Origin of the sequence: Amycolatopsis echigonensis (assembly GCF_002846615.1) — a bacterium.
Taxonomy (GTDB): Bacteria; Actinomycetota; Actinomycetes; order Mycobacteriales; family Pseudonocardiaceae; genus Amycolatopsis; species Amycolatopsis echigonensis.
The window spans coordinates 7,226,288-7,245,854 of the sequence record NZ_PJMY01000003.1 but is presented as its reverse complement, the minus strand read 5'-3'; the positions used below and the strand labels follow the sequence as shown (position 1 = coordinate 7,245,854).

15 protein-coding genes and 1 pseudogene are annotated in these 19,567 nt (G+C 64.2%); 5 read left to right on the top strand and 11 right to left on the bottom strand.

The features are described from left to right. The first annotated feature begins 16 nt into the window (after positions 1–16). The gene (locus ATK30_RS39165; protein WP_244194862.1) at positions 17–1,501 is read left to right on the top strand and encodes a transcriptional regulator; all 1,485 of its coding nucleotides are present in this window, start codon (positions 17–19) and stop codon (positions 1,499–1,501) included. After that, positions 1,498–1,848 carry a cupin domain-containing protein gene (locus tag ATK30_RS39160; RefSeq protein WP_101439749.1) on the top strand — a complete coding sequence of 117 codons (351 nt, stop codon included), beginning with the start codon at positions 1,498–1,500 and terminating at the stop codon, positions 1,846–1,848. The genes ATK30_RS39165 and ATK30_RS39160 overlap by 4 nt, the downstream gene beginning before the upstream one ends. On the opposite strand, the gene ATK30_RS39155 is transcribed toward ATK30_RS39160, so the two are convergent. After that, positions 1,837–3,264, bottom strand: a complete 1,428-nt coding sequence (locus ATK30_RS39155; RefSeq protein WP_101439748.1) for a helix-turn-helix transcriptional regulator — start codon at positions 3,262–3,264, stop codon at positions 1,837–1,839. The two genes, ATK30_RS39160 and ATK30_RS39155, sit on opposite strands and share 12 nt — an antisense overlap. 389 nt (positions 3,265–3,653) lie before the next feature. On the opposite strand from ATK30_RS39155, the gene ATK30_RS39150 reads away from it, so the two are divergent. Next, a complete protein-coding gene (locus ATK30_RS39150) occupies positions 3,654–3,914 on the top strand; it encodes an HC3 family zinc finger protein (RefSeq protein WP_101439747.1) in 261 nt (86 codons plus the stop codon). 22 nt (positions 3,915–3,936) lie between these two features. After that, complete coding sequence (locus ATK30_RS47360; RefSeq protein ID WP_101439746.1) at positions 3,937–4,701, top strand: Scr1 family TA system antitoxin-like transcriptional regulator; 765 nt, start codon at positions 3,937–3,939, stop codon at positions 4,699–4,701. Positions 4,702–4,712: 11 nt separating this feature from the next. Here ATK30_RS47360 and ATK30_RS39140 read toward each other — a convergent pair whose 3' ends face one another. Next, positions 4,713–5,807 (bottom strand): DUF262 domain-containing protein, encoded by a 1,095-nt coding sequence (locus ATK30_RS39140; protein ID WP_158242566.1) that lies wholly within the window; start codon positions 5,805–5,807, stop codon positions 4,713–4,715. A 129-nt stretch (positions 5,808–5,936) separates the two neighbouring features. Further along, a complete protein-coding gene (locus ATK30_RS44890; protein ID WP_143271478.1) occupies positions 5,937–6,554 on the bottom strand; it encodes a hypothetical protein in 618 nt (205 codons plus the stop codon). A gap of 707 nt (positions 6,555–7,261) precedes the next feature. On the opposite strand from ATK30_RS44890, the gene ATK30_RS44885 reads away from it, so the two are divergent. Further along, positions 7,262–11,161: an NACHT domain-containing protein gene (locus tag ATK30_RS44885; RefSeq protein ID WP_143271477.1), complete on the top strand. Its 3,900-nt coding sequence runs from the start codon at positions 7,262–7,264 to the stop codon at positions 11,159–11,161. A gap of 191 nt (positions 11,162–11,352) precedes the next feature. Here the strand turns inward: ATK30_RS44885 and ATK30_RS39125 are convergent, their stop codons facing one another. The 8 genes and pseudogenes from ATK30_RS39125 to ATK30_RS39100 form a co-directional block, all read right to left on the bottom strand. Beyond that, positions 11,353–12,813 carry a recombinase family protein gene (locus ATK30_RS39125; protein WP_244194861.1) on the bottom strand — a complete coding sequence of 487 codons (1,461 nt, stop codon included), beginning with the start codon at positions 12,811–12,813 and terminating at the stop codon, positions 11,353–11,355. 196 nt (positions 12,814–13,009) lie between these two features. Next, positions 13,010–13,162 carry a hypothetical protein gene (locus ATK30_RS45205; RefSeq protein WP_167441831.1) on the bottom strand — a complete coding sequence of 51 codons (153 nt, stop codon included), beginning with the start codon at positions 13,160–13,162 and terminating at the stop codon, positions 13,010–13,012. A gap of 121 nt (positions 13,163–13,283) precedes the next feature. Then, a complete protein-coding gene (locus ATK30_RS47000; protein WP_279630038.1) occupies positions 13,284–13,496 on the bottom strand; it encodes an acyl-CoA dehydrogenase family protein in 213 nt (70 codons plus the stop codon). A gap of 118 nt (positions 13,497–13,614) precedes the next feature. After that, positions 13,615–13,806: pseudogene (locus ATK30_RS46995) on the bottom strand (acyl-CoA dehydrogenase family protein); the annotation flags it as partial. A gap of 565 nt (positions 13,807–14,371) precedes the next feature. Beyond that, entirely contained in the window at positions 14,372–15,565 is a 1,194-nt protein-coding gene (locus ATK30_RS39115; protein ID WP_101439742.1) for an acyl-CoA dehydrogenase family protein, read from the bottom strand. A 5-nt stretch (positions 15,566–15,570) separates the two neighbouring features. Continuing rightward, the gene (locus tag ATK30_RS39110) at positions 15,571–16,443 is read right to left on the bottom strand and encodes a TIGR03621 family F420-dependent LLM class oxidoreductase (protein ID WP_101439741.1); all 873 of its coding nucleotides are present in this window, start codon (positions 16,441–16,443) and stop codon (positions 15,571–15,573) included. Next, on the bottom strand, positions 16,440–18,044 hold the full coding sequence (locus tag ATK30_RS39105) for a PQQ-binding-like beta-propeller repeat protein (protein ID WP_101439740.1): 1,605 nt from the start codon (positions 18,042–18,044) through the stop codon (positions 16,440–16,442). The genes ATK30_RS39110 and ATK30_RS39105 overlap by 4 nt, the downstream gene beginning before the upstream one ends. A 62-nt stretch (positions 18,045–18,106) precedes the next feature. Then, positions 18,107–19,567 carry an aldehyde dehydrogenase gene (locus tag ATK30_RS39100; RefSeq protein WP_208637738.1) on the bottom strand — a complete coding sequence of 487 codons (1,461 nt, stop codon included), beginning with the start codon at positions 19,565–19,567 and terminating at the stop codon, positions 18,107–18,109.

Sequence of the window (19,567 nt, the reverse complement as noted above, 5' to 3'; positions counted from 1 at the left end):
GCAAGCCGCTCTCCGAATGAGCAACGAGGGTTTCGCCGCGCACCTCGGCATCGGCGTCCGCACGGTCGCGTCGTGGCATCAGAAGCCGGACCTGCGCCCGCGGTCAGAGATGCAACAGGTGCTCGACCGCGCCTACGAGCAAGTCGGTGACGCCGAGCGCGCCCGCTTCGCCAAACTGACCGGCACTGCTCCGGCGGAGACACTCGGAGATCCCCGCCTGCACGACGACCCGAACATCGCGTCCGCGCTCGAATGGATCGACCAGCACGCACACTGGTCGCCCGGAACCGCGCGACGCGCAGTCGCCGCCAAAGCCGCGCAACTGGACACCCAAGCCCTGCGCGACCGCAGCACCCGCCGCAGCTGGGTCACCCAGCGCGACACGGCCGACGCACTCGCCGCCTACTACGGCAGCCGAACCGGCGAACACGGCCTGTACACCGCGCGAGTCAGCAGCGAACTCGTGAACACCAGCATCCTCACCTGCGCGAACTGGCTGGATCTGGACTGCGAGCTACGCCCCGCATCAGACCGATTCAAGGTCGCCACCGCGCAGCCCGAGGCAGACCTGGCCCTCGACGAGCGCGCCGCCACCGCGGCAGTTCACCGGCTCGCAGAGTCGCTGGCCATGAACACCCGCCTCGTGAACAGCCCGCTGTACCGCGCGCTCGACCTGGACATCGCCGAACACCAGCTCGCTGGCTCGTTTGGCACCACGCACTTCGTCCACTACGCCCTGACGCTGGATCTTCTGGAAGGCGAGCTGGTCGACGCCATCATCGCCGGCGGACCGCCCAATCTCCCTTTGCGAGACCGCTACCTCCCCGACCTCGCGTCCGTCCTTAACGTCAGCGACCGCCTCTGCGCCGGCGGCGCACTCGCCCTCACCGCCATCGCCCGCCCTGCCGACCCGTTCCGCGGAGAAGCCGACTACGTCCTGCTAGTCCAAGAACGCTCGGGCAACGTCCTGAACGCCGCCCGCCGCCTGGCCGTCATCCCGAAGGGCTTCCACCAGCCCCTCACCGACGTCCGCCGCGACGCACAGATCGGCGCGACGCTCCGGCGCGAGATGGAAGAGGAACTGTTCGGCCGCCCGGACATCGACAACACCGTCACCGATTCGCTGACCGCAGACCCGATGCACCCGACGCTCCTGTCCGAACCGATGCGCTGGCTCATGCAAAAACCCGGCCGCCTCCGCATGGAGACGATCGGGTTCGGGCTGAACTTGGTGAGCGGCAACTTCGAGTTCGCCAGCCTCATCGTCATCGAAGACGAAGAGTTTTGGAACCGGTACGGCGGAGCCGTCGCCGCGAACTGGGAATCCTCGACACTGCGCCAGTATTCGACCACGGACATCGAGCTTCTGACCGAACTGCTGACTGATGTAGCGTGGAGCAACGAAGGATTGTTCGCCATGACGCAAGGGCTCCGACGCCTCGCGGAAATCGGCGGAGACCGGGTGCGCCTGCCAACGATCGAGTGGGAGATCAGCGAGTGACCGAGGGCTGGACCAGCGGCAACGCCAACGAAGACGCCGCAGGCAACCGCGGCTGGCTGGTCGGCCACTTCCTCGACCCCTCGCACGGAGTTCGAGCGACGAACGACGTGGAAGTCAAGTGGGCCAACCATCCCGCAGGAGACAAGCGTCCCGAGTGGACGGCCGACGACCAGCGCACGACGCTTGTCATGCTCATCTCCGGCGAGTTCCGCATCGACATCACCGGCGGCACGAAAACCATGGCGCGCCAAGGCGATTACGTCATGTGGGGTCCCGGAATCGACCACTCTTGGGAAGCGCTAGCCGACTCTGTCGTGCTGACCGTCCGGTGGCCGTCAGCAACGTAGGTCAATCGGTGGCAGCGACACCCGCGCACCGCCGATCTCCGACAATCGGCGCAGGCCGAGCAGGAAGGCGAACAGGCCCTCGTTCGTCCACTTCTCATCGGTGATCAGCTCGCCGACGAGTTCGCGGTCGAGCGACGAGTACTGCCTCAGGCCAGAGACTTCCCAGTTCGCCTCGACCACTCCGCCGAACCGCGGCCAGAACTCTTCGTCCTCGATCACGACGAGCGCCGCGAACTCGTAGTTGCCGCTGACCAGGTTGAACCCGAACCCCGTGCACTCCATCCGCATCCGACCCGGCTCCGCCGTCAACCACCGCATCGGTTCCGAGAGCCGCGTCGGGTGCATCGGATCGGCCGCGCGCTGCACCTCCGTCGTGGTGTCGACGTCGTCCCGGCCGAACAGCTCTTCCTCCAGCTCACGCCTGAGCGTTGCACTGATCCGCGCATCTCCGCGTTGGTCCGCGAGCGGGCCGTGGAACCCCTTCGGAATGACGGCGAGTCGCCCGGAGCCGTTGACCACATGGCGGGATCGTTCCTGGACCAGCAGGAGATAGTCAGCCTCACCGCGCAGGCGATCCGCCGGTCGGGCGATAGCCGTCAGGGCTAGGACGCCACCGGCACAAAGACGACTGCGCACGTCGAGAACACCAGCAAGGTCTGGCAGCAGCTCGCTCCGCAACTGGGTCTCGCCAGCCGCTAACTCCCGTTCGAGCAGGTCCGGACCCAACGCGTACTCGACAAACGACGTAGTGCCCACTGTGCCACCGACGTGACCGGCGCAAACATCAACGTCGAGCAGCCGGTACAGCGGCCGGTCGGCAATCCGGACGTCCGCTGTCGCTGCTTCTGCCAGGCGAGCCAGTGCGGCATCCGTCGTCCCAGCCCGCTGCTCTGCCGCAACTCGCGCCTCAAGCACGAGCACATCCCGCTGGGCGTCCAACGAACAGCGAAGATTGATCCAGTCAGGTCTGGTCACCACGCTCGTGGTGACCAGTTCGCCCCCGACCTCCGCACCGAAGTAGCAGTGTTCGCCTTCGGGAGTGCCGTAGAACTGTCGAAGTACCTCCGCCTCCTCAGCTCGGCGACCGATCTGACGCTCACGGCCCGACTTCGGTCGTACAGCGCGCCGAGCTGTCCCCGCAGCCCAGCCCGCCGACTTGTCCAGCCATTCGAACGCCGACGTAAGCGCGGAGCCTCCCGCTTCGGGCGCGCCTTGCACGAAGAATGTCCGCACCTCCGCGACCGGCCGCCCGAGCACCCTTCCCAGCTCCGGCCACTGATGCGGCAACGGACGATGCCCACCGGATTCCCAGCGCGCAACGGTCGTCCGATCGACGCCGAGCACCGCGGCGAGCGTCTCCTGCGTATGACCAGCGTCTTCGCGAGCCAAAATCAGCGCTTCTCGCCGCTCCGCCATCGCTGCACCTCACCCCTTCCGGCCAGCCAAGTTGGACGATAGCAAATGCAGACGCAGGTCATCCACACATGTGCTACAGCCTTGCCACACGAGCGCCCTGGTCTCACACCGGCTGCACGCATTGAATGATTTCAACAGATTGCAGGCTGTCGAGGAGAGGTCAGATGCCAGTTGGCGCCGAAACGCTGTGACACCAGCCGCGGCAGTCGTCTCCGGCCCGAACTAGGCATCTGGGGCGCTCCAGCGAGCGTGGGCCTGGGACACGTCACAGTCGTCACAACCGTGGTTCGCCCAGCTCAACGCCGCTTTCATCGTGTCACGCCACTCCGCAGCCACCCGGCACGCTGTGACAGCTCCGAGACGCACCAACCACCGGTACGGGGATCCTCATGCAAGCGCTGATCTTCATCGATCTCGATCACGTCCACCCAGTTGTGGACGGCGTGTGGCATCGCGCCATCCTCGACTCAGTCCCAGACCCCGGCGAAGACGTGACCATGCTGTGTGGCCTCACCGCACCGGCCGGTTTCAAGTCACGCGACAGCCGCGACCCCAACTGCGTCCTCGTCACGTGCGTCCACTGCGACTACCAGTACCGCCGCGCCAACGGCTTCCCGATCCCGCCGAATCATCCTGCGCTATCGCGGTAGCACCGGAGAGACCCGAACCGCGATGCCCCCGACTCCTCGAACGCGCATCCTCGGAGCCAGTCTCCGAAACGCGCGCATCGACGCCAACTTCGGACTCCGCGAGCTGGCACGCCGAATCGGCGTTGCGCCCGCGATGGTGTCCAGCTGGGAACAAGCGCGCCGCACACCGAGCCTCGCGGACGTCGCCGGCATCCTCGGCGCGATCGGTGTCGTCGGCGAGGTAAGGCGCGACATTCTCCGCATAGCCAACGGCACAGCAGAACAGTGCTGGGTAGTCCGCGGAACCCCGGAGTCTTCGGCCCGAAGCGCAGCTCTCGGCGCGCACGATGAGTCTGCGCATGCGATCGTCTCTTGGAGTCCATTCGCTATCCCAGAGGTGCTGCGGATCCCACCGCTGCATCCGGACAGGCAGCCTGCCCCGCTGGAGGCATTCATAACCGATCACGCTCTCCGCAACGAGATCGGGAGCCCAAGCGAAACCCCACGACCCTTTGCCCGCGCTGCCGCATCGGCACGATCACTCGCGCTTCACATTGTCCCTGCCGATCTCGCCTGGCAAGCCGGCCTCACGACGGCATTCGACCGATATTCCATGAACAGCGGAGAATCAGTCGTCTACTGCGGACAACGAGGCCTCGGCATATTCGCGGTTAACCCGCGCCAAGCCAGCAGTCCATTTGATGCAGACATCGAGCTAGTCCGGCGGATCGCGGCCAGCCATGGGAGAACGCTCGTCCTCCCGCCGACACCCGGTTCAGTTCTAGCATCCTTGTGTCGCCGCAGGTGAGTTCCGGCCTCTCACTCCTCTTCCTCTTCTTCCTCCTCGTCAGCATCTGCTGACATCAACGATTCGGCACTTGGAAGGCGACTTAGATGAGGGTTTGAGTTCTTGCGCTCGGCGCTATCGAGAAGTTTGTCGACTTCATTTTCAGGCAAAGCGTCTTCGCCCCAAATATACTGGCGAATCCCTCGCGAACGCAGTCGGCGACTTCCGATATCACTGGAGTTTCGGACACCTCGAGCGTATATTACAAATGCTGGCTCTTGCGTTGACTGATCGTCTGCTTCCAAGGACAGAACATGACTGACACCGCTAGACATTTCGATTAATCGGGCCGACACCTCTGCGGCATCCCCCGCATTCAAAGGCAGTTTATCTTGCTGGTTCCATAGTTCGACGAATAGGGTGTAGAAATCGACCTTCCTGCTCCAGCGCGTAGGATTCGGCCAATCGAGTAGCACTCTTAGCTGAGCGATGATCTTGTCGAAAACTAGACGCGCGTGCTCGTAGTCAGGGAAATCCGCTTCGAACTCCGCGTAATAATAGTCCAGCCGCTGCTTTTTGTTCTGAAGCCCATAGAGACCAGCAGTTATTATCTCGCTGACGTACTCAATATCTAGCATTCGACGAACTGCATTAGTGGTAAATAATCCAGACTTTAACCAGAAAGAGTCTTGAGCAAACTCTTCCATTGCAGATATGAATGGACCCCAGTAAGTCGAATGCCGCAACTCTTGCCGATTAAGTGCGACGTTATTTCGATTTAGGCGCCCGAAAATGTCGCGAACCTCAGATTCATTGAGCTCGGGCAATGATCTGATCACGAACTTGTACCGAAAAATGCGAAGCCTGACTTCTTCACTGAGGTCGTCGAAGTACTTTCCCTCCAGTTCTGGGGTCGCCTCTCCCAGGGGAAAATCACCAGCGATAAACTCCATGCATGCACGGATTCGCTGCTGGCCATCCACGAGGGTATGAACCTCGTCCCCCTCGTGGGAGATTGTTGTTTGCAGGTAGATCTCAGGAACTGGATACCCATTAATGATCGAGTCAACAAGGAAGGCCTTTTGCTGCTCCTGCCATACAGGTTTTCGCTGGTAGGGTGGTTTCATGTCCAGTTCGTCTGCGTTGAGCCGCTTCCAAAACCAGGAAACAGTATATTGGGTAGCGTCAAGAAAACGAGCATTCGGCGGAGTTATTGAGGACATTTGTTTAATATCATCTTCCCGTTAGACTTTACTCTAATCACTGACAGGCAGGGGTTCGCCCTCGCCTTCATCAATATCGTCGCCGGGGATCGATAAGTCCTTCTTCAGGCGTTCTATATTGTTCACCTGATAGGCCCTCAGATCCTGCAGGTCGCGATATATCCTGCCCTTTACCTCATGGCTTCCGCTCATAGGGAGCTTGAGTTCTGCCGCATCAAAGGCCGCCTGCCAAGCTTTCCCGAACGGCAGATCACGAAGGATCCAGTCCGTGGCAATTGTTCCATCGAAGACAAGGTAGGATCGATGCTTCTTTCTGGCGCGCCTCTCGCTTGCGGTTGGTATATGACCCCTGCTTCCCATTTCTCTTAGCGTTTTCCATGCAAGCTCAAAATGATATGAACTAACAATAGCTACATCAATGTCAGACTTAGGGGTAAATTCCCTAAATAGTTCCTTATTTGGGTTTAGGGTGACTCCCGTGCAAGCGCTACCGACGACCACGATGGCGTACGGATCGACGTCTAAGCCTGCAGCCAACTCACACTTCCATTCGACATACGAGGAGCGGTCCGGCCAGAACCAGGGAACGCGGTCAAGTACGAAGTGGCTGGTGAAGCGGTCGGGCTCAAAGCTCAGTAGAGCCTCGCGCACATGCGTCTTCGTAGTCGCTACCACCCCGGCAATCTTGCCAGATTTGACTGCCTAGGTCATCTGCCTGAGGTCCGGACCTTTGTCGATCTTGATGACCCTGTGGAGAAATCGGGCGCTGATGGCATGTTCAGGGCAGAATTGGTTGGAAATTGCCTCACTGACACCGTGCCCGTCGCCCACGAGTCATTCGCTTTGTGTGCGCCCGACTACTTAGCGTGCGAAGTTCGATTCGGTCTTACAGATCGAATCGACCTGTACTGCTGTTCATCCGATTGCGCGGCCGACCGCACTCGTCACGGTGTAGTCAGACGGTTGCTGAGACTCAAGGATGGAGATGCTTCGAGCGGCGGAGCTCGTACAAGGCGCGAAGTGGCTTCCTCGGCCGGCCGAGGAAGTGAACTAGGCCCTGAGAACGCTGTCGAGCGCGAAGGCTCGCTAGGCTCGGCAGCTGTTCATGGAGCTAGCTGAACACATCTGGATAGTTTGTAGCTCGTCTCAGCACCTTAGTGCTATGGACGTGGTGCCGGCGCGAGTCGTGGGACGCCATCGGTCCGCGCCGTGCGTTCGTGCCAGCTAGACTGCGTGCCTCCACGAGGCAATGAAGGAGGACAGTGTCAGCTAGGTTGCCGGCTGGACTGGATCGGTACGTCCGATTGTCCTCCGAGGGAGTTGAAAGAGTCCTCGATGAGCATGGTTTCCTCCAAGTCTTGAGCGAGGATATCGCCTGGTGGTATAGGGGCTCGCAGCCCGTCCCTGTAGCCGACCTAGTTGGCGCGGGCAGCTTTGTCTTGCTCGCGCCGGGCGGTGCTGGGAAGACAACGGTGCTCGAAGCTCTAAGGAGTTGCGAGTCCGACGCGACGGTCATTGACCTCAGTCTGCACGACAAGAGCGGCATGCACCGTGAGTTGGACGCCGCTATCGACGTCGGGAAACCGGTCTACCTTGACGGGCTGGACGTCGCCGCGCGCGAAGAACCTGCTGCGCTCCGTATCTTGCGGTCGCACGTCGTGAGGCCCCAAGCCCGCCCCATTCAATGGCGGCTAGCGTGCCGACCAGCAGCCTGGGACGCGCATCTATCTCAGGCGTTATCTGCCGCGCAGATCGAGTTCCGGGAGTTTGCGCTCTTACCCCTGACTCGCGCCGCCGCCGAAGCGCTTTGCGAACGGGTGGATGCACCGAAAGAATTTATCGATATCGTCATCAAAGCGAAGCTCGGCCGGCTTGCAGGCTCGGCTCTGCGATTTCAGGCCGCCGCGCAGCAGTGGCGTGACAACGGCACTTTGCCAGACAGTCCGTTGGCCGCGATCGCCTACGAAGTTGAGCGTCTGTTGGCCGACGCTGCTCCGACAGCTAACCCGACCCTCTCGCTTGATCGAATGCTTCGGATTGCTATGCGCATGGCCGCAATGGTCGTGTTTGGCAGCATCAATCGTTACGCACTGTCAAGCGAGCCGGTTGCGCCAGGCCGCAGTGAGGTGTCGGCACTTCCGTCAACTCCTGAGCCGGACGAGCCGGGTGTGACGATCGGGCCTGAGGCGTATGCCGAGGTGCTCAACACCGCTCTGTTCGACGCTGCGGTCGGTAGCTCATTGGCTTTCCGTCATCAGCAATACGCAGAGTACCTTGCTGCACGGTATGTGACTCAGCGGTCAAGCGTGACCCGCGGACAGATCAGAGACCTGCTCCGAGCTGGACCTGGCGGGCAGGTTCCCGGCGTCCTCGGTGGTGTCCTCGCTTGGCTGCTCGCGCTTCGGCCTGACCTGGCGGACGACCTCGTACCAGCGAACGCGCACTTGCTGGCTCAGGCCGGAGTGGAATTGCCGTCAGGCGAGGTCCGTGGCTTGATCATTTCAGCACTTCTTGAGACCGCGCGTACAGGCGACTCTGAGCCAGAATGGGGATACGACTTGTCCTCGCTGGGGCACGCGACGCTTGAATCTGTCCTTATCCAGCACCTTGACGATGGCCTAACCGACGCCGGGCACCTCTGGTGGGTAGCCCGGTTGGCCGAAACGACAGGTTGCAAGGGCGTTGCGGAAAAACTTCTCGTCGAGGCGTTGAGAGAGACTTGGCCAGCATGGGCACGCCGTCCGGCGATCGCCGCAGTTGCGACGTCTGAAGATTCCGCCAACGTCAGCAGGCTGTCTCCGCTGCTGAAGCTCGACGCCGCGCACGATCCGGACGACGAGCTGTTGGCTGCGGCGATCGAGGCTACGTATCCTCGCCTGCTTGATGTTGCAGACCTGCTTGAGGTACTGAGGCCCCGGACTAATCGCTCGCTGGTTGGTGCCTACCTAATGCTTCTAAGTCGCTTGCCCGATCAGTTCTCGGCTGGCGATTTACCCGAGGTGCTCGAATGGGCGTCTCAGTTGACAGGCTCGGCCGACGAGGACAACTATGGTCAGTTTCCGGAGCGACTCGTCGAGGTTGCCTGGCGAAACCGACAGGCAGAACAGGTCTTACCCGCACTAGCTTCTTTCGTCGCGAATCTGATTTCCCCGTTGTCCCAAAGCCCATGGAATTCACGTCGTCAACCACCTTGGGTGACGGCTCCAAGTGAGGAACGGCGACAACTTTTGGTCCTGACGGCTCAAAAGTTGGACTCGACTAGCGCGTACGACCTGATCACGTCTCACCTCGCCACAAAGGACGACGCCGACTATCTGCTAGCCAGTTTACCTAACCTCCCTGCGGCAAGTTGGCCAGCGTTGAGTGAAATCCTCAGCTACTTCATTCGCGAACCAAGCTGCAACCAGGCCGATGCTGTCCTCGCGATGAGGGAAGATCATCCAGCCTTCTTGACAACAGCGATTTTTCGCGGCACAGTGGATGTTTATTCGTCGATCGCTCAGCAACGTCGGCGATTTCGCGAGCGCGAGCTGCGCATGGAAAGTGAAGGTGTCGAACGCGCCCGTCGTCGCCGAGAGCACTTGACCGGAGCCCTCGAAGCTGCCAAGGCAGATGTTAACCAGTGGTGGTGCCTGCCTGTTGCCCTATCTCGGGGCAATCACTATCACGACGATCTTTTTACTCATGATTTTACGTGCCGCCCTGGGTGGCAGCTCCTCGATGACGCGGAGCGCGAGGCCGTGTTCGACCTTGGCATGCGCTACCTCCAACAACACAAGCCAAGCGTCGCTCCCGAGCACCTGCAGCAGATCAACGATCTTGAGGTCATGCCAGATTGGTCTGGCGTCTTCTTTCTCACTACGCTTACTGCGCATCGGCAAGAGGCTCTTCGGCAACTCGAGGTCGCTGTGTGGCAACACTGGGCTGTACCCATCGTGACGGCCTGGAACAATGACCATGAAGACGGAGGCCGAAAACTTCGCCAAGCGCTCCTTGGTTTTGCGCCAGCGACTGCTCGCGCACATCTCGCTGAGGCTGCACTTGCAGCGTTACCGGCCGATTCTGAATGGTTGCCTCAATCTGACACATATCGAAACCTTATGCCAGAGTTGGCTCCGCATTTGATGGCAAATCTACTGCGAGGTGACTACCGAGGAAACCTCGGTGCAACTCTCGTGGACTTGCTTGTAGAAGAAGTTCCTGCGGTAGCATCTGATTTTTGCTTGGAGTTGTGGAGGACCGCTCAGCCCACATTAGCAGACAAGGCCCTGCGGGGTCTTGTCGTACTGAAACCTGAATTGGTAATCAAGCTACACCATGATGGCGAACTTGCCGCAAGCGAGCTATCGAAAGTCGCGTCCCACTTCAATATTAACGCGTTGAGCAATTCGGAAGTCAGCCTAATTGCTGAGATTCTTCTCGATCAATATCCCCCGCATCTCGACGCCCCATGGGACAGTAAATCTCATCGGAGGCGCGGCCCAGAAAGAGCTCGGGACGGAGTTCTCGGCGAGCTTGTTGAGCGTGGTCTCGTCGATGTTATTGAATCCCTCAATCAGGGTCGACACGACACTGATCGGTGGATCCTTTCCCGCTGCATTCGGAGGGCTCGCGATCGCGCCACGGATTTGACTTTTATTCCGATTGAGCCAGCAGAACTATTGCAATTGCTAGGCCGCGCCGACGCGCGAATAGTGCGCAATGACGAAGACCTGCAAACGGTTGTTGTCGAGACTCTTCGCGACCTCCAGCATGTAATTAGTCGCGAGGCTTACCGTGACTTGTGGAATCTCGGAACCGTCCCGAATCCGAAGTCTGAAGACGATATATCCGACTGGCTTCGACGCAATCTGGAGCAGCGCCTTGGGGGTGGCGCTGTCGTGGGTCGCGAACTCCAGGTACGACGTCCCACCGACAGGGGAATCGGTACTCGCATCGACCTCACGGCAGCCGTCTCGACCGACACCCACCCCCGCCACCAGGCGACGGTGATTGCCGAGGCAAAACTCGTCAATCACAGAGAGTTGCTCACCGCGCTGCATGGTCAGTTGGTTGAGCGATATCTTGAGCAGACCGGTCTGCGGTGTGGCATCTACCTGGTTTACTGGGTCGATCCGGCACAACGTCCGCCACCGTGGCGACAGGACCGCCTGGACCTGGCGAACCTTATGCAAGAACTAACAGAGCAGGCTCGCAGCCATGAACCGGAGCTGAAGATCGTTCCTTTCGCGCTCGACATAAGTCGTGCAGTCTCCTGAAGGCACTGGCCAAGCTCGCACCGGTAGGGACTCCCAACCGTCAGTGTTGCATGGTCGGCCGTTGCACCTCGCATCTGCAGCGGCTTCCGGCTCAGCCGCGCTGTCAACTGGGCAACTGGAGGCGTGTGGTTAGTGTGCAACTCGCTCGGACACTCCCATACCCCACGGATTTTCAGATCCGTGGGGTAAATTTATGCCGGTAGACGGTCGCGGCCCGGTGATACCGGTCGCTCGTCGGCTGCAGGGAACGGGCGGTCGTGCTCCTCGGCGGGCTCCGTCCGGTGCGCCGATGGCGCGCCGGCGAGGGGGCCGCAGTCCACGTCGAGCGCAAGCTGCCCCGGCGGCCCTCCGGGGCAGACGACTTCTCGCGCCGCGGCCGGTCGGAGTTCGCGCGTCGCGCGACCGCAGAAGATCTCCAGACCCCGGTCGCGAAGAGCCTCCTGTATCGCGCGCGGGCTGCGGTCAGCCGCTTCGTCCGCCGGAATCAGTCCTGCCACGGTCTGCAGCAGGTGTTCCTCGCGGACGTAGACGTTGCGCGGCCCGTCGACCGGGCGCGGCGCGGCGGTGCTGTAGCCGTGACGGCACCGATACCCCGGCCGGCCGTGGACCCAGTGCCCCTCCATCCGACGACCGCACACCCCGCACACCACCAGCCCGGACAACGCGTACTCGCGCGTGCCGCCGTCCTTGGCGCGGCGTCCGGCCCGGATCCGCTGCACAGCAACGAACGTCGCCTCGTCCACCAGCGGGGCATGCGCCAGACGCTCGGACACCTCCCACTCCCCCGCGGTGTTCCGGCGCACCGCACCCGAGCCGCGACCCCCACGCCGTCCGCCCGCGCCGTGCCCTTTCGTGGACTGGCGGTTCCACACCTGCCGGCCGGTGTAACGCGGGTTCTCCAGGATCATCGCCACTGTGCGGACAATCCACCGGGCACCCGACCGGTGCGAGTTCCTCGCCGGGTCGACGCCCGACGGGCACGCAACACCACGCTGGTTCAGTTCCCGCGCCAGCGACGCGATCGACCTGCCCCTGGCGCGCTCGGCGAACATCCACCGCACCCACCCCGACGTCGCCGGATCCGGCTCCATCACATGCACACGCCGACCCCATCGCGCATGGACCGCGTTCGGATGCGGCCCACCGTCGGCCAACCGGTACCCGTACGGCGGACGACCACCGAGAAAACGCCCCTGCACCCGCGCCTGCGCAGCCATCGCCGCCATCACCCGGTGCCGCGCCCGCACCACCTCGCGCTGCGCCTGCGCACCCAGCAACGTCATCAACGCCTGATGCACCGGACTGCCCAGCTCCACCAGGCCGCCGGCCTCCGGCAACCACACCTGCACACCCACCGCGCCCAGCCGGGCGACCACCTCCCGGAACTGATCGCCGTAGAACGCCCGCTCGTACTCCCCCACCACCACAGCATCGAACCCGCGATCCCCGCGCTCCGCGGCCGCCAACAGATCCGACGCCGCCGGACGCTCCTCCCATGACCACCGCCGCGACCGGCCCTCATCGAAAAACTCCACCACAACCTTCCCGACCCCCTCCACCAGCTCATCCGCCACCGCACGCTGCCATCCACGTGACGTCCGCGGATCCTGAAAATCGGAAGTCGACATCCGCCCGTAGAACGCGAACCGCACACCACTCACGACCCGGCCAGACGCGCGCGACCCGCCACGCCGCGCAGCCACCGCACTCGCAAAACCCGCACCGCTCAACCCACCCACCGCAACTCCCTCCGCCGGCCCGCAACCGGGACCGCACGAAGACCAGCCGATGACGAGAAACAAACGAGCGCCGCCCGAACAGACCAACAACCAGCCGGGTCGCACCGCGTCACGACCCGCGCGACTGGGCGTGCTCGCGGACCGCCTCGTTCAACCGCGGATCGATCGCGTCGGCCTGCACCACGATCGCTTTCATCTTGTCCGGGAACACAACCGCGAACACGCCGCCGAAGAACACCCACGCGGCCTCGAACCCGGCCACCACGGCATCGACGCCAGCGTTGCCGGGACGTCGATGAGAAACCGCCCTCGACAACAGTTGTCCAGGAGCATTCGCAGCCGTCCTCGGCGCGGGACTCGCGCGTCGAAGTGGCCGCCGCTGATCAAGATGGAAGGTCGATCAACGCCGAGAGCCGGGAGCGGTGGAAGCCTGAAGTCCCGAGCGCGATCTGGTCCGACTTGGCGCGTTTGAGGTAGAGGTGTGCCGGGTGTTCCCAGGTCATCCCGATACCACCGTGCAATTGAACGGCTTCCTCCGCGGCCACGACGGTGACGTCGCTGCAGTGGGCCTGTGCGACGGCCACCGCGACCGGCACGTCCGGGTCTCGCCCGTTGCGAGGGGCGCCGCGACGTACTGGGCTGCTGCGGCGGCGATTCGACGCTCGTGTACAGGTCGGCCAGCCGGTGTTTCAGGGCTTGGAACCCGCCGACCACGCGGCCGAACTGACGGCGCATTTTGAGGTACTCGACGGTCGTCTCCAAGCACCAGCGGGCCACACCGACCTGTTCGGCGGCGAGCAAACCCGCTCCGCACTCGAGTGCGAGGCGAATCGCGACGGAGCAGTCGGAGAGAACGAGGCGGCCGGGTGCGGCGTCGAGGCGGACGTCGGCGAGTTGGCAGGACATGTTGAGCGAGACGACCGGCGTCACCGGCAGCCGCGACCTCGTACAGCGCCCCCCGGCGGCAACGAGGAAGACGTCGGCCTCGAGTGCGCCGGCGACGCTCGTGATGGTGCTGGTCGTCCGACACGTCCTGAACGACGCAGGGGCACGCGCGCCGTCCACAGCGGAACTCGGCTCATGGTCGCGACGATCACCACTGGGCACCCCTGGAGAGCAGTTGAGGGCCCGGCACCACTGTGAAAACGTACATCGGCCCGCGCGTCCCGAAACCTCATCGCGGACGGCTCACGCCCGCCGGCAGATGCACGCGAACGACTGGACCCCTCTTCGACGCTCTCGCCTCAACCGTGAGAGCGACGTGCAGCGGAAGCCTGGACAGCAGTTCTTAAGGTCTGTACGAAATCACATTCGACGGCTTGAGCAGAGCGATCGTGTCGGTGCTCCAAAACCGGCTGTCTCCCACAATCGAGGCACCGACCAAGAACCCGGAACCCGAGCCCGCCGTCGTTGCTTCGATATCGAAGCAAGGGACCCACTTCACCGGCCGACTTTCCACGACGAGTCTTTCCTAAGGTCGGCCAAATGTGCGCAGGAGGCCGCGGCTGATGATGGTTTTCTGGATTTCGCTGGTGCCCTCGCCGATCAGCAGGAACGGCGCTTCGCGCATGAGCCGCTCGATCTCGTATTCCTTGGAGTAGCCGTAACCGCCGTGGATCCGGAACGCTTCCTGGGTCACCTCGGCGCAGTACTCGCTGGCGATCAGCTTCGCCATCCCGGCCTCGACGTCGTTGCGGGCGCCGGAATCCTTGAGCCGTGCGGCGTTGACCATCATCAGGTGCGCGGCCTCGACCTTGGTCGCCATCTCCGCGAGCTTGAACGCGATCGCCTGGTGCTGCGCGATCGGCTTGCCGAACGTCGTGCGCTGCTGCGCGTAGGCGACAGCGAGTTCGAAGGCGCGGATCGCGATCCCGCACGCGCGCGCCGCGACGTTCACGCGGCCGACCTCGACACCGTCCATCATGTACGAGAAGCCCTTGCCCGGAGCCTCGCCCAGGACCTTGTCGGCGCCGATCTTGAAGCCGTCGAACACCGCTTCGGTGGTGTCGACGCCCTTGTAGCCCATTTTGTCGATCTTGCCCGGAATCGTCAGGCCCGGAAGCACCTCGCCGAACCCGGACGGCTTCTCCACCAGGAACGTCGTCAGGTTCTGATGCGCCTTCTCCGCACCCTCGTCCGTCTTCACCAACAACGCGATCAGGTTCGACGAACCGCCGTTGGTCAGCCACATCTTCGCGCCATCGATCACGTAGCCGTCGCCCTCGCGCTTAGCGCGGGTCTTGATCGCCGCGACATCGGAGCCGAGATCCGGCTCCGACATCGAGAACGAGCCGCGCACCTCGCCGGTCGCCATCCGGGGCAGGAAGTGCTGCTTCTGCTCCGCAGTCCCGTGCTGCTTGATCATGTGCGCCACGATGAAGTGCGTGTTGATCACGCCGGAAACGCTCATCCAGCCGCGCGCGATCTCCTCGACCACCAGCGCGTAGGTGAGCAGCGATTCGCCGAGACCGCCGTACTCCTCCGGGATGGTGAGCCCGAACAGGCCCATCTCCTTCATGCCCTCGACGATCTCCGCCGGGTACTCGTCCGCGTGCTCCAGAGCCTGCGCGTGCGGAATGATCTCCTTGTCCACGAACGAACGCACCGTGGACAGGATCTCCTGCTGCACATCGGTCAGACCGGCGGTCCGGGCCAAACGAGCCATCAGGGTCAGCTCCTCACTTCGGCGATGACGCGCGCGAAGTCGCGCATCGCCGGTTCGGGCACCGTGACGTAGCTGATGCCGAACGTCTTCCGGTGCTGATGAAGGGTTTCCGCGATCTCCGCCGGAGGTCCGGAAAAGACGGTGGGCACTTGCGCCAGATCGATCGGGTGCGCCTCGAACCGGGGCAACCGCTCGACTGCGGCCTGACGCTCGCCGTCGAGGGCGACGGCATGGACGAGCAGGTTGAGTTCGAGGGCGTCGAAGCGGTGCGGGGCCGCTTGCCGCACGTGATCCACGCGCGCGGCGAGCGCGTCCGGGCCGAGGAACCGGAGCATGCCGGGGCGGTGCCCGGGTGCGGCCCCGCTGAAGGCGACGATGTCGGCGTGTTCGGCGGCGATCCGCAGGACCCGGTCGCCGTTGCCTGCGACGCACAGCGGCGGCCGCCGCGCTGGGCTCGGGCGGTGGTCCGGGTCGGCGAGGAGCCGCCCGACCTCCAGCACCGTGCGCTCGAGGTGGTCGACGCGTTCGGACGCGGTGCGCCAGGGAATCCCGGCGCGGTCGAATTCGGCTTTGACGTAGCCGGTTCCGAGCGCGATCTCGAGGCGTCCGTCGAGAAGCGCGTCCGTTCCGGCGAGATCGCGGGCCAGCAGCACCGGGTTGTAGAACCCGGAGTTGAGCACGAACACCGCGAGCTGCGGCCGGGTGGTGACTTCGGCCGCCGAAACGAGCGCGGGCAAGGGCGCGGGCATGCCGGGGTGGTCGGCGACCGCGATGACGTCATAGCCGAGGTCTTCGGCTTCGCGGCACCGCGCCTGCCATTCCGCGCCTGAGGACGGCGTCAGCAGGTTGACGCCGAACCGGAACTCCCGTGCGGTCATCTGTGCGTCTTCCGGATCGCGTCGACGGCGTTGTGCCGGTCCGCGGCGACGTAGACCGTTCCGTTGGAGCCGAGAGCGAGACCGCCGGAACGGGCGTACGGGACGTCCAGGTAGCCGACGTCGAGGCTGGCCGCGAGGACCTCGGGTTTTCCTTGCCGGTTCACCGAAAGCACGCGGTGTCCGGTGGCGTCGAGGACGACAGCCGATCCGTCCGGCCGCACCGCGACCGCCCGCAGTCCGCCGAGTCCGGCAGCTCGTTCGACGACCTTCCCCGAGGCGGGTTCGACCTCGACGAGACGGCCCTGAGCATCGGCGACCAGGACTGTCCCGCGCTTCGTGACGGCGAGGCCCGTTGGTGTGCCGAGGTTCTCCGCCAGCGGACGGATTTCCTCGCCGACGACGCGCAGCAGCCTTCCGTTTGCGGGTTCGGAAATCACCAGGCTGCCGTCGGACAGCTCGACGGCGTCCGCGGGATTGTCGAGTCCGTGCACCTCGCGGACGACCTTCCCGGTCCGGCGGTCCACCACCTGAACCGACCCGATCAGCTCCGACGTGAGCACGAAATGTGCTGCGGTGACGCTGATCCCGGACGGAAACTCCAGAGAGGACGACAACCGCCGCTGGATTTCGCCGACCGCACCGGTACGCGGGTTCACGGTGCGCAGCGCGGTCGCGTCGGCGACGTAGAGCGTCCGCCCGTCGGAGGCGATATCGAACGGAAAGGCGAGCCGACTCGACGTAATGGCCCTGACGGTTCCGGTGTTCAGGTCCACTCGGGAGACGGAACTGTCGGCCATATTGCTGACGTAAGCGTGCCCGGTGGAGTCGATGATCATGTTGTCATCGGCGGCAGGCAGCATCGCCACGGTGTGCTTGGCGCCGGCCGGGTCGATCCGGGCCAGCTGGCCGGTCGCGCCGTCGAGCGCGTAGAGGCGGTTTTGCGCGTCGAAGCGGACGGAGACCGGTTGACGGAATCCTTGAGCGAGCACGGAAATCGCTCCGGTTCGCGGATCGACCCTGGCGACTTCCCCGTATTTCGAACGCGGCGCGTAGATCATGCCGTCCGGTCCGAAGGCGAACGCGTTGAGCCCGCCCGGATCGCGCGCGACCAGCCGGGGCGCGGCCTGGCCTGCGGGATCGATCTCCCACAGCGCGTCGGCGAAGGTCAGCTGCCCGACGTACAGATGCTGGCCGGAGCGGTCGAACGCGATGGAGTTGACTCCGGGAAGGTCGCGGGCGACGGTGCGGATCCGGCCGTCCGGTGCACGGCCTTTCACGACACCGCCGACCGGGTCGGTCCACAGGAGTTCGCCGGAGGGGGCTACCGCGAGATCGTCGGAACGACCGTCGCGCGGACCGACGAGAGTGCGGTTCCGTCCGGTGCGGGGGTCCACTGCGGAAATGGTTTCGCTGGCGAGGCTCGCGGTGAGCAGGTCTCCGTTCGGGGCGACGGCGATGCCGTTCGGCGAGTGCAGCGTGGTGCCGGTGACCAGCCGCTGGACCCGGTAGCGGGTGGTGGCGGCAGCGTCCGGGACAGCGGTCAGGGGCAGGACAAGCGCGAGGGCGAGCGCGACAGAGCGCAGGCGTCGAACAGTGGACAAGGGTCTTCTCCTCCGCGGTCAGTCCCCGGGGCCGCGTGCGGCGGCCCCGGGGCAGCTCTGGGTCAGAGCTGGGCGGCGCTGGCGTAGACGGACTGGAATTCCAGGTAGCTGTCGAGCGCCTCGGGCCCGAGTTCTCGGCCGACGCCGCTGCCCTTCATCCCGCCGAACGGCGCGCCGAGGTCCTGGAGGTAGTAGTTGAGGCCGATGGTCCCGGTCCGCACCCGGCGAGCGAGGGCGAGGCCGCGGTCCTCGTCGGCGGTCCAGACCGAGCCGCCGAGTCCGTATTCGCTGTCGTTGGCGAGTCGGACCGCGTCGTCCTCGTCCGCATAGGGGGTGATGGTGACGACCGGGCCGAAGATCTCCTCCTGCGCGATCCGCTCGCGGTTGTCCACGTCGGCGAACACGGTGGGCTCGACGAACCAGCCGCGGGACAGCGCGGCGGGACGGCCGCCGCCCGCTACCAGCCGGGCGTCGGAAGCGCGGCCCAGTTCGAGGTAGCCGAGGACCCGGTCGAGCTGTGCTTTGCTGGCCATCGGACCGCAGGTGACGGCCGGGTCGAGCGGATCGCCCAGCACCATTTCGCGCGCGTACTGCGCGACCGCGTCGACCACTTCGGCGTAGCGCGAGCGCGGGGCGAGAATGCGCGACTGGACCGTGCAGGTTTGGCCGTTGTTCTGGAAGCAGGCGTTGTCGAGACCGGCGACGAAGGTGTCGAGGTCCGCGTCGTCCAGCACGATGGCCGCCGATTTTCCGCCAAGTTCCAGCGTGCACCGGCGGATCAGCCGCCCGCATTCCGCGCCGATCGTCCGGCCCGCGGCGGTGGATCCGGTGAACGCGACCTTGTCCACCAGCGGATGGGACACCAGCGCGGCACCAGCTTCGCGACCGGCGACCACGACGTTCAGCACGCCCGGCGGCAGCCCGGCTTCCGCGGCGGCGTCGGCGAAAACGTACCCGTCGAGCGCGGTTTCCGGCGACGGCTTGAGCACCACGGTGCAGCCCGCGGCGAGTGCCGGTGCGATCTTCATCATCGCGAGCACCTGCGGGTAGTTCCACGGCGTGATCGCCGCGACCACGCCCACCGGGGCGCGGCGCACGACCGTCGATCCGGACGCGCTCGGCCGGACTTCTTCCAGCTGCGCCGCCTCGATCTGATCCGCGTACATGGTCAGCAGCCCGGCCGGCGCGTCCCCGTTGAAGGCGTTCGACAGCCCGATCGGCATGCCGTTCTCCCGGCTGACGAGGGTGGCAGTGTCGGCAGCGCGGGCTGCCAGCGCCTCAGCGAACCGGCGCATCGTCGCCGCGCGTTCCGCTGCGGTGGTCCGGCCCCACGGTCCCTCGTCGAGGGCGCGGCGGGCGGCGCGGACGGCAGCGTCGATGTCGGCGTCGGAGCCCAGCGCGGCGCGGCCCAGCGGTTTCTCGGTAGCCGCTTCCAGGGCGAGGTGCGTCTCGGTGCCCTTCGGCTCGGTCCAGACGCCGTCGATGAAGAACCGGGTGCGGTCGAGGGCGATGCTCGAATCGAT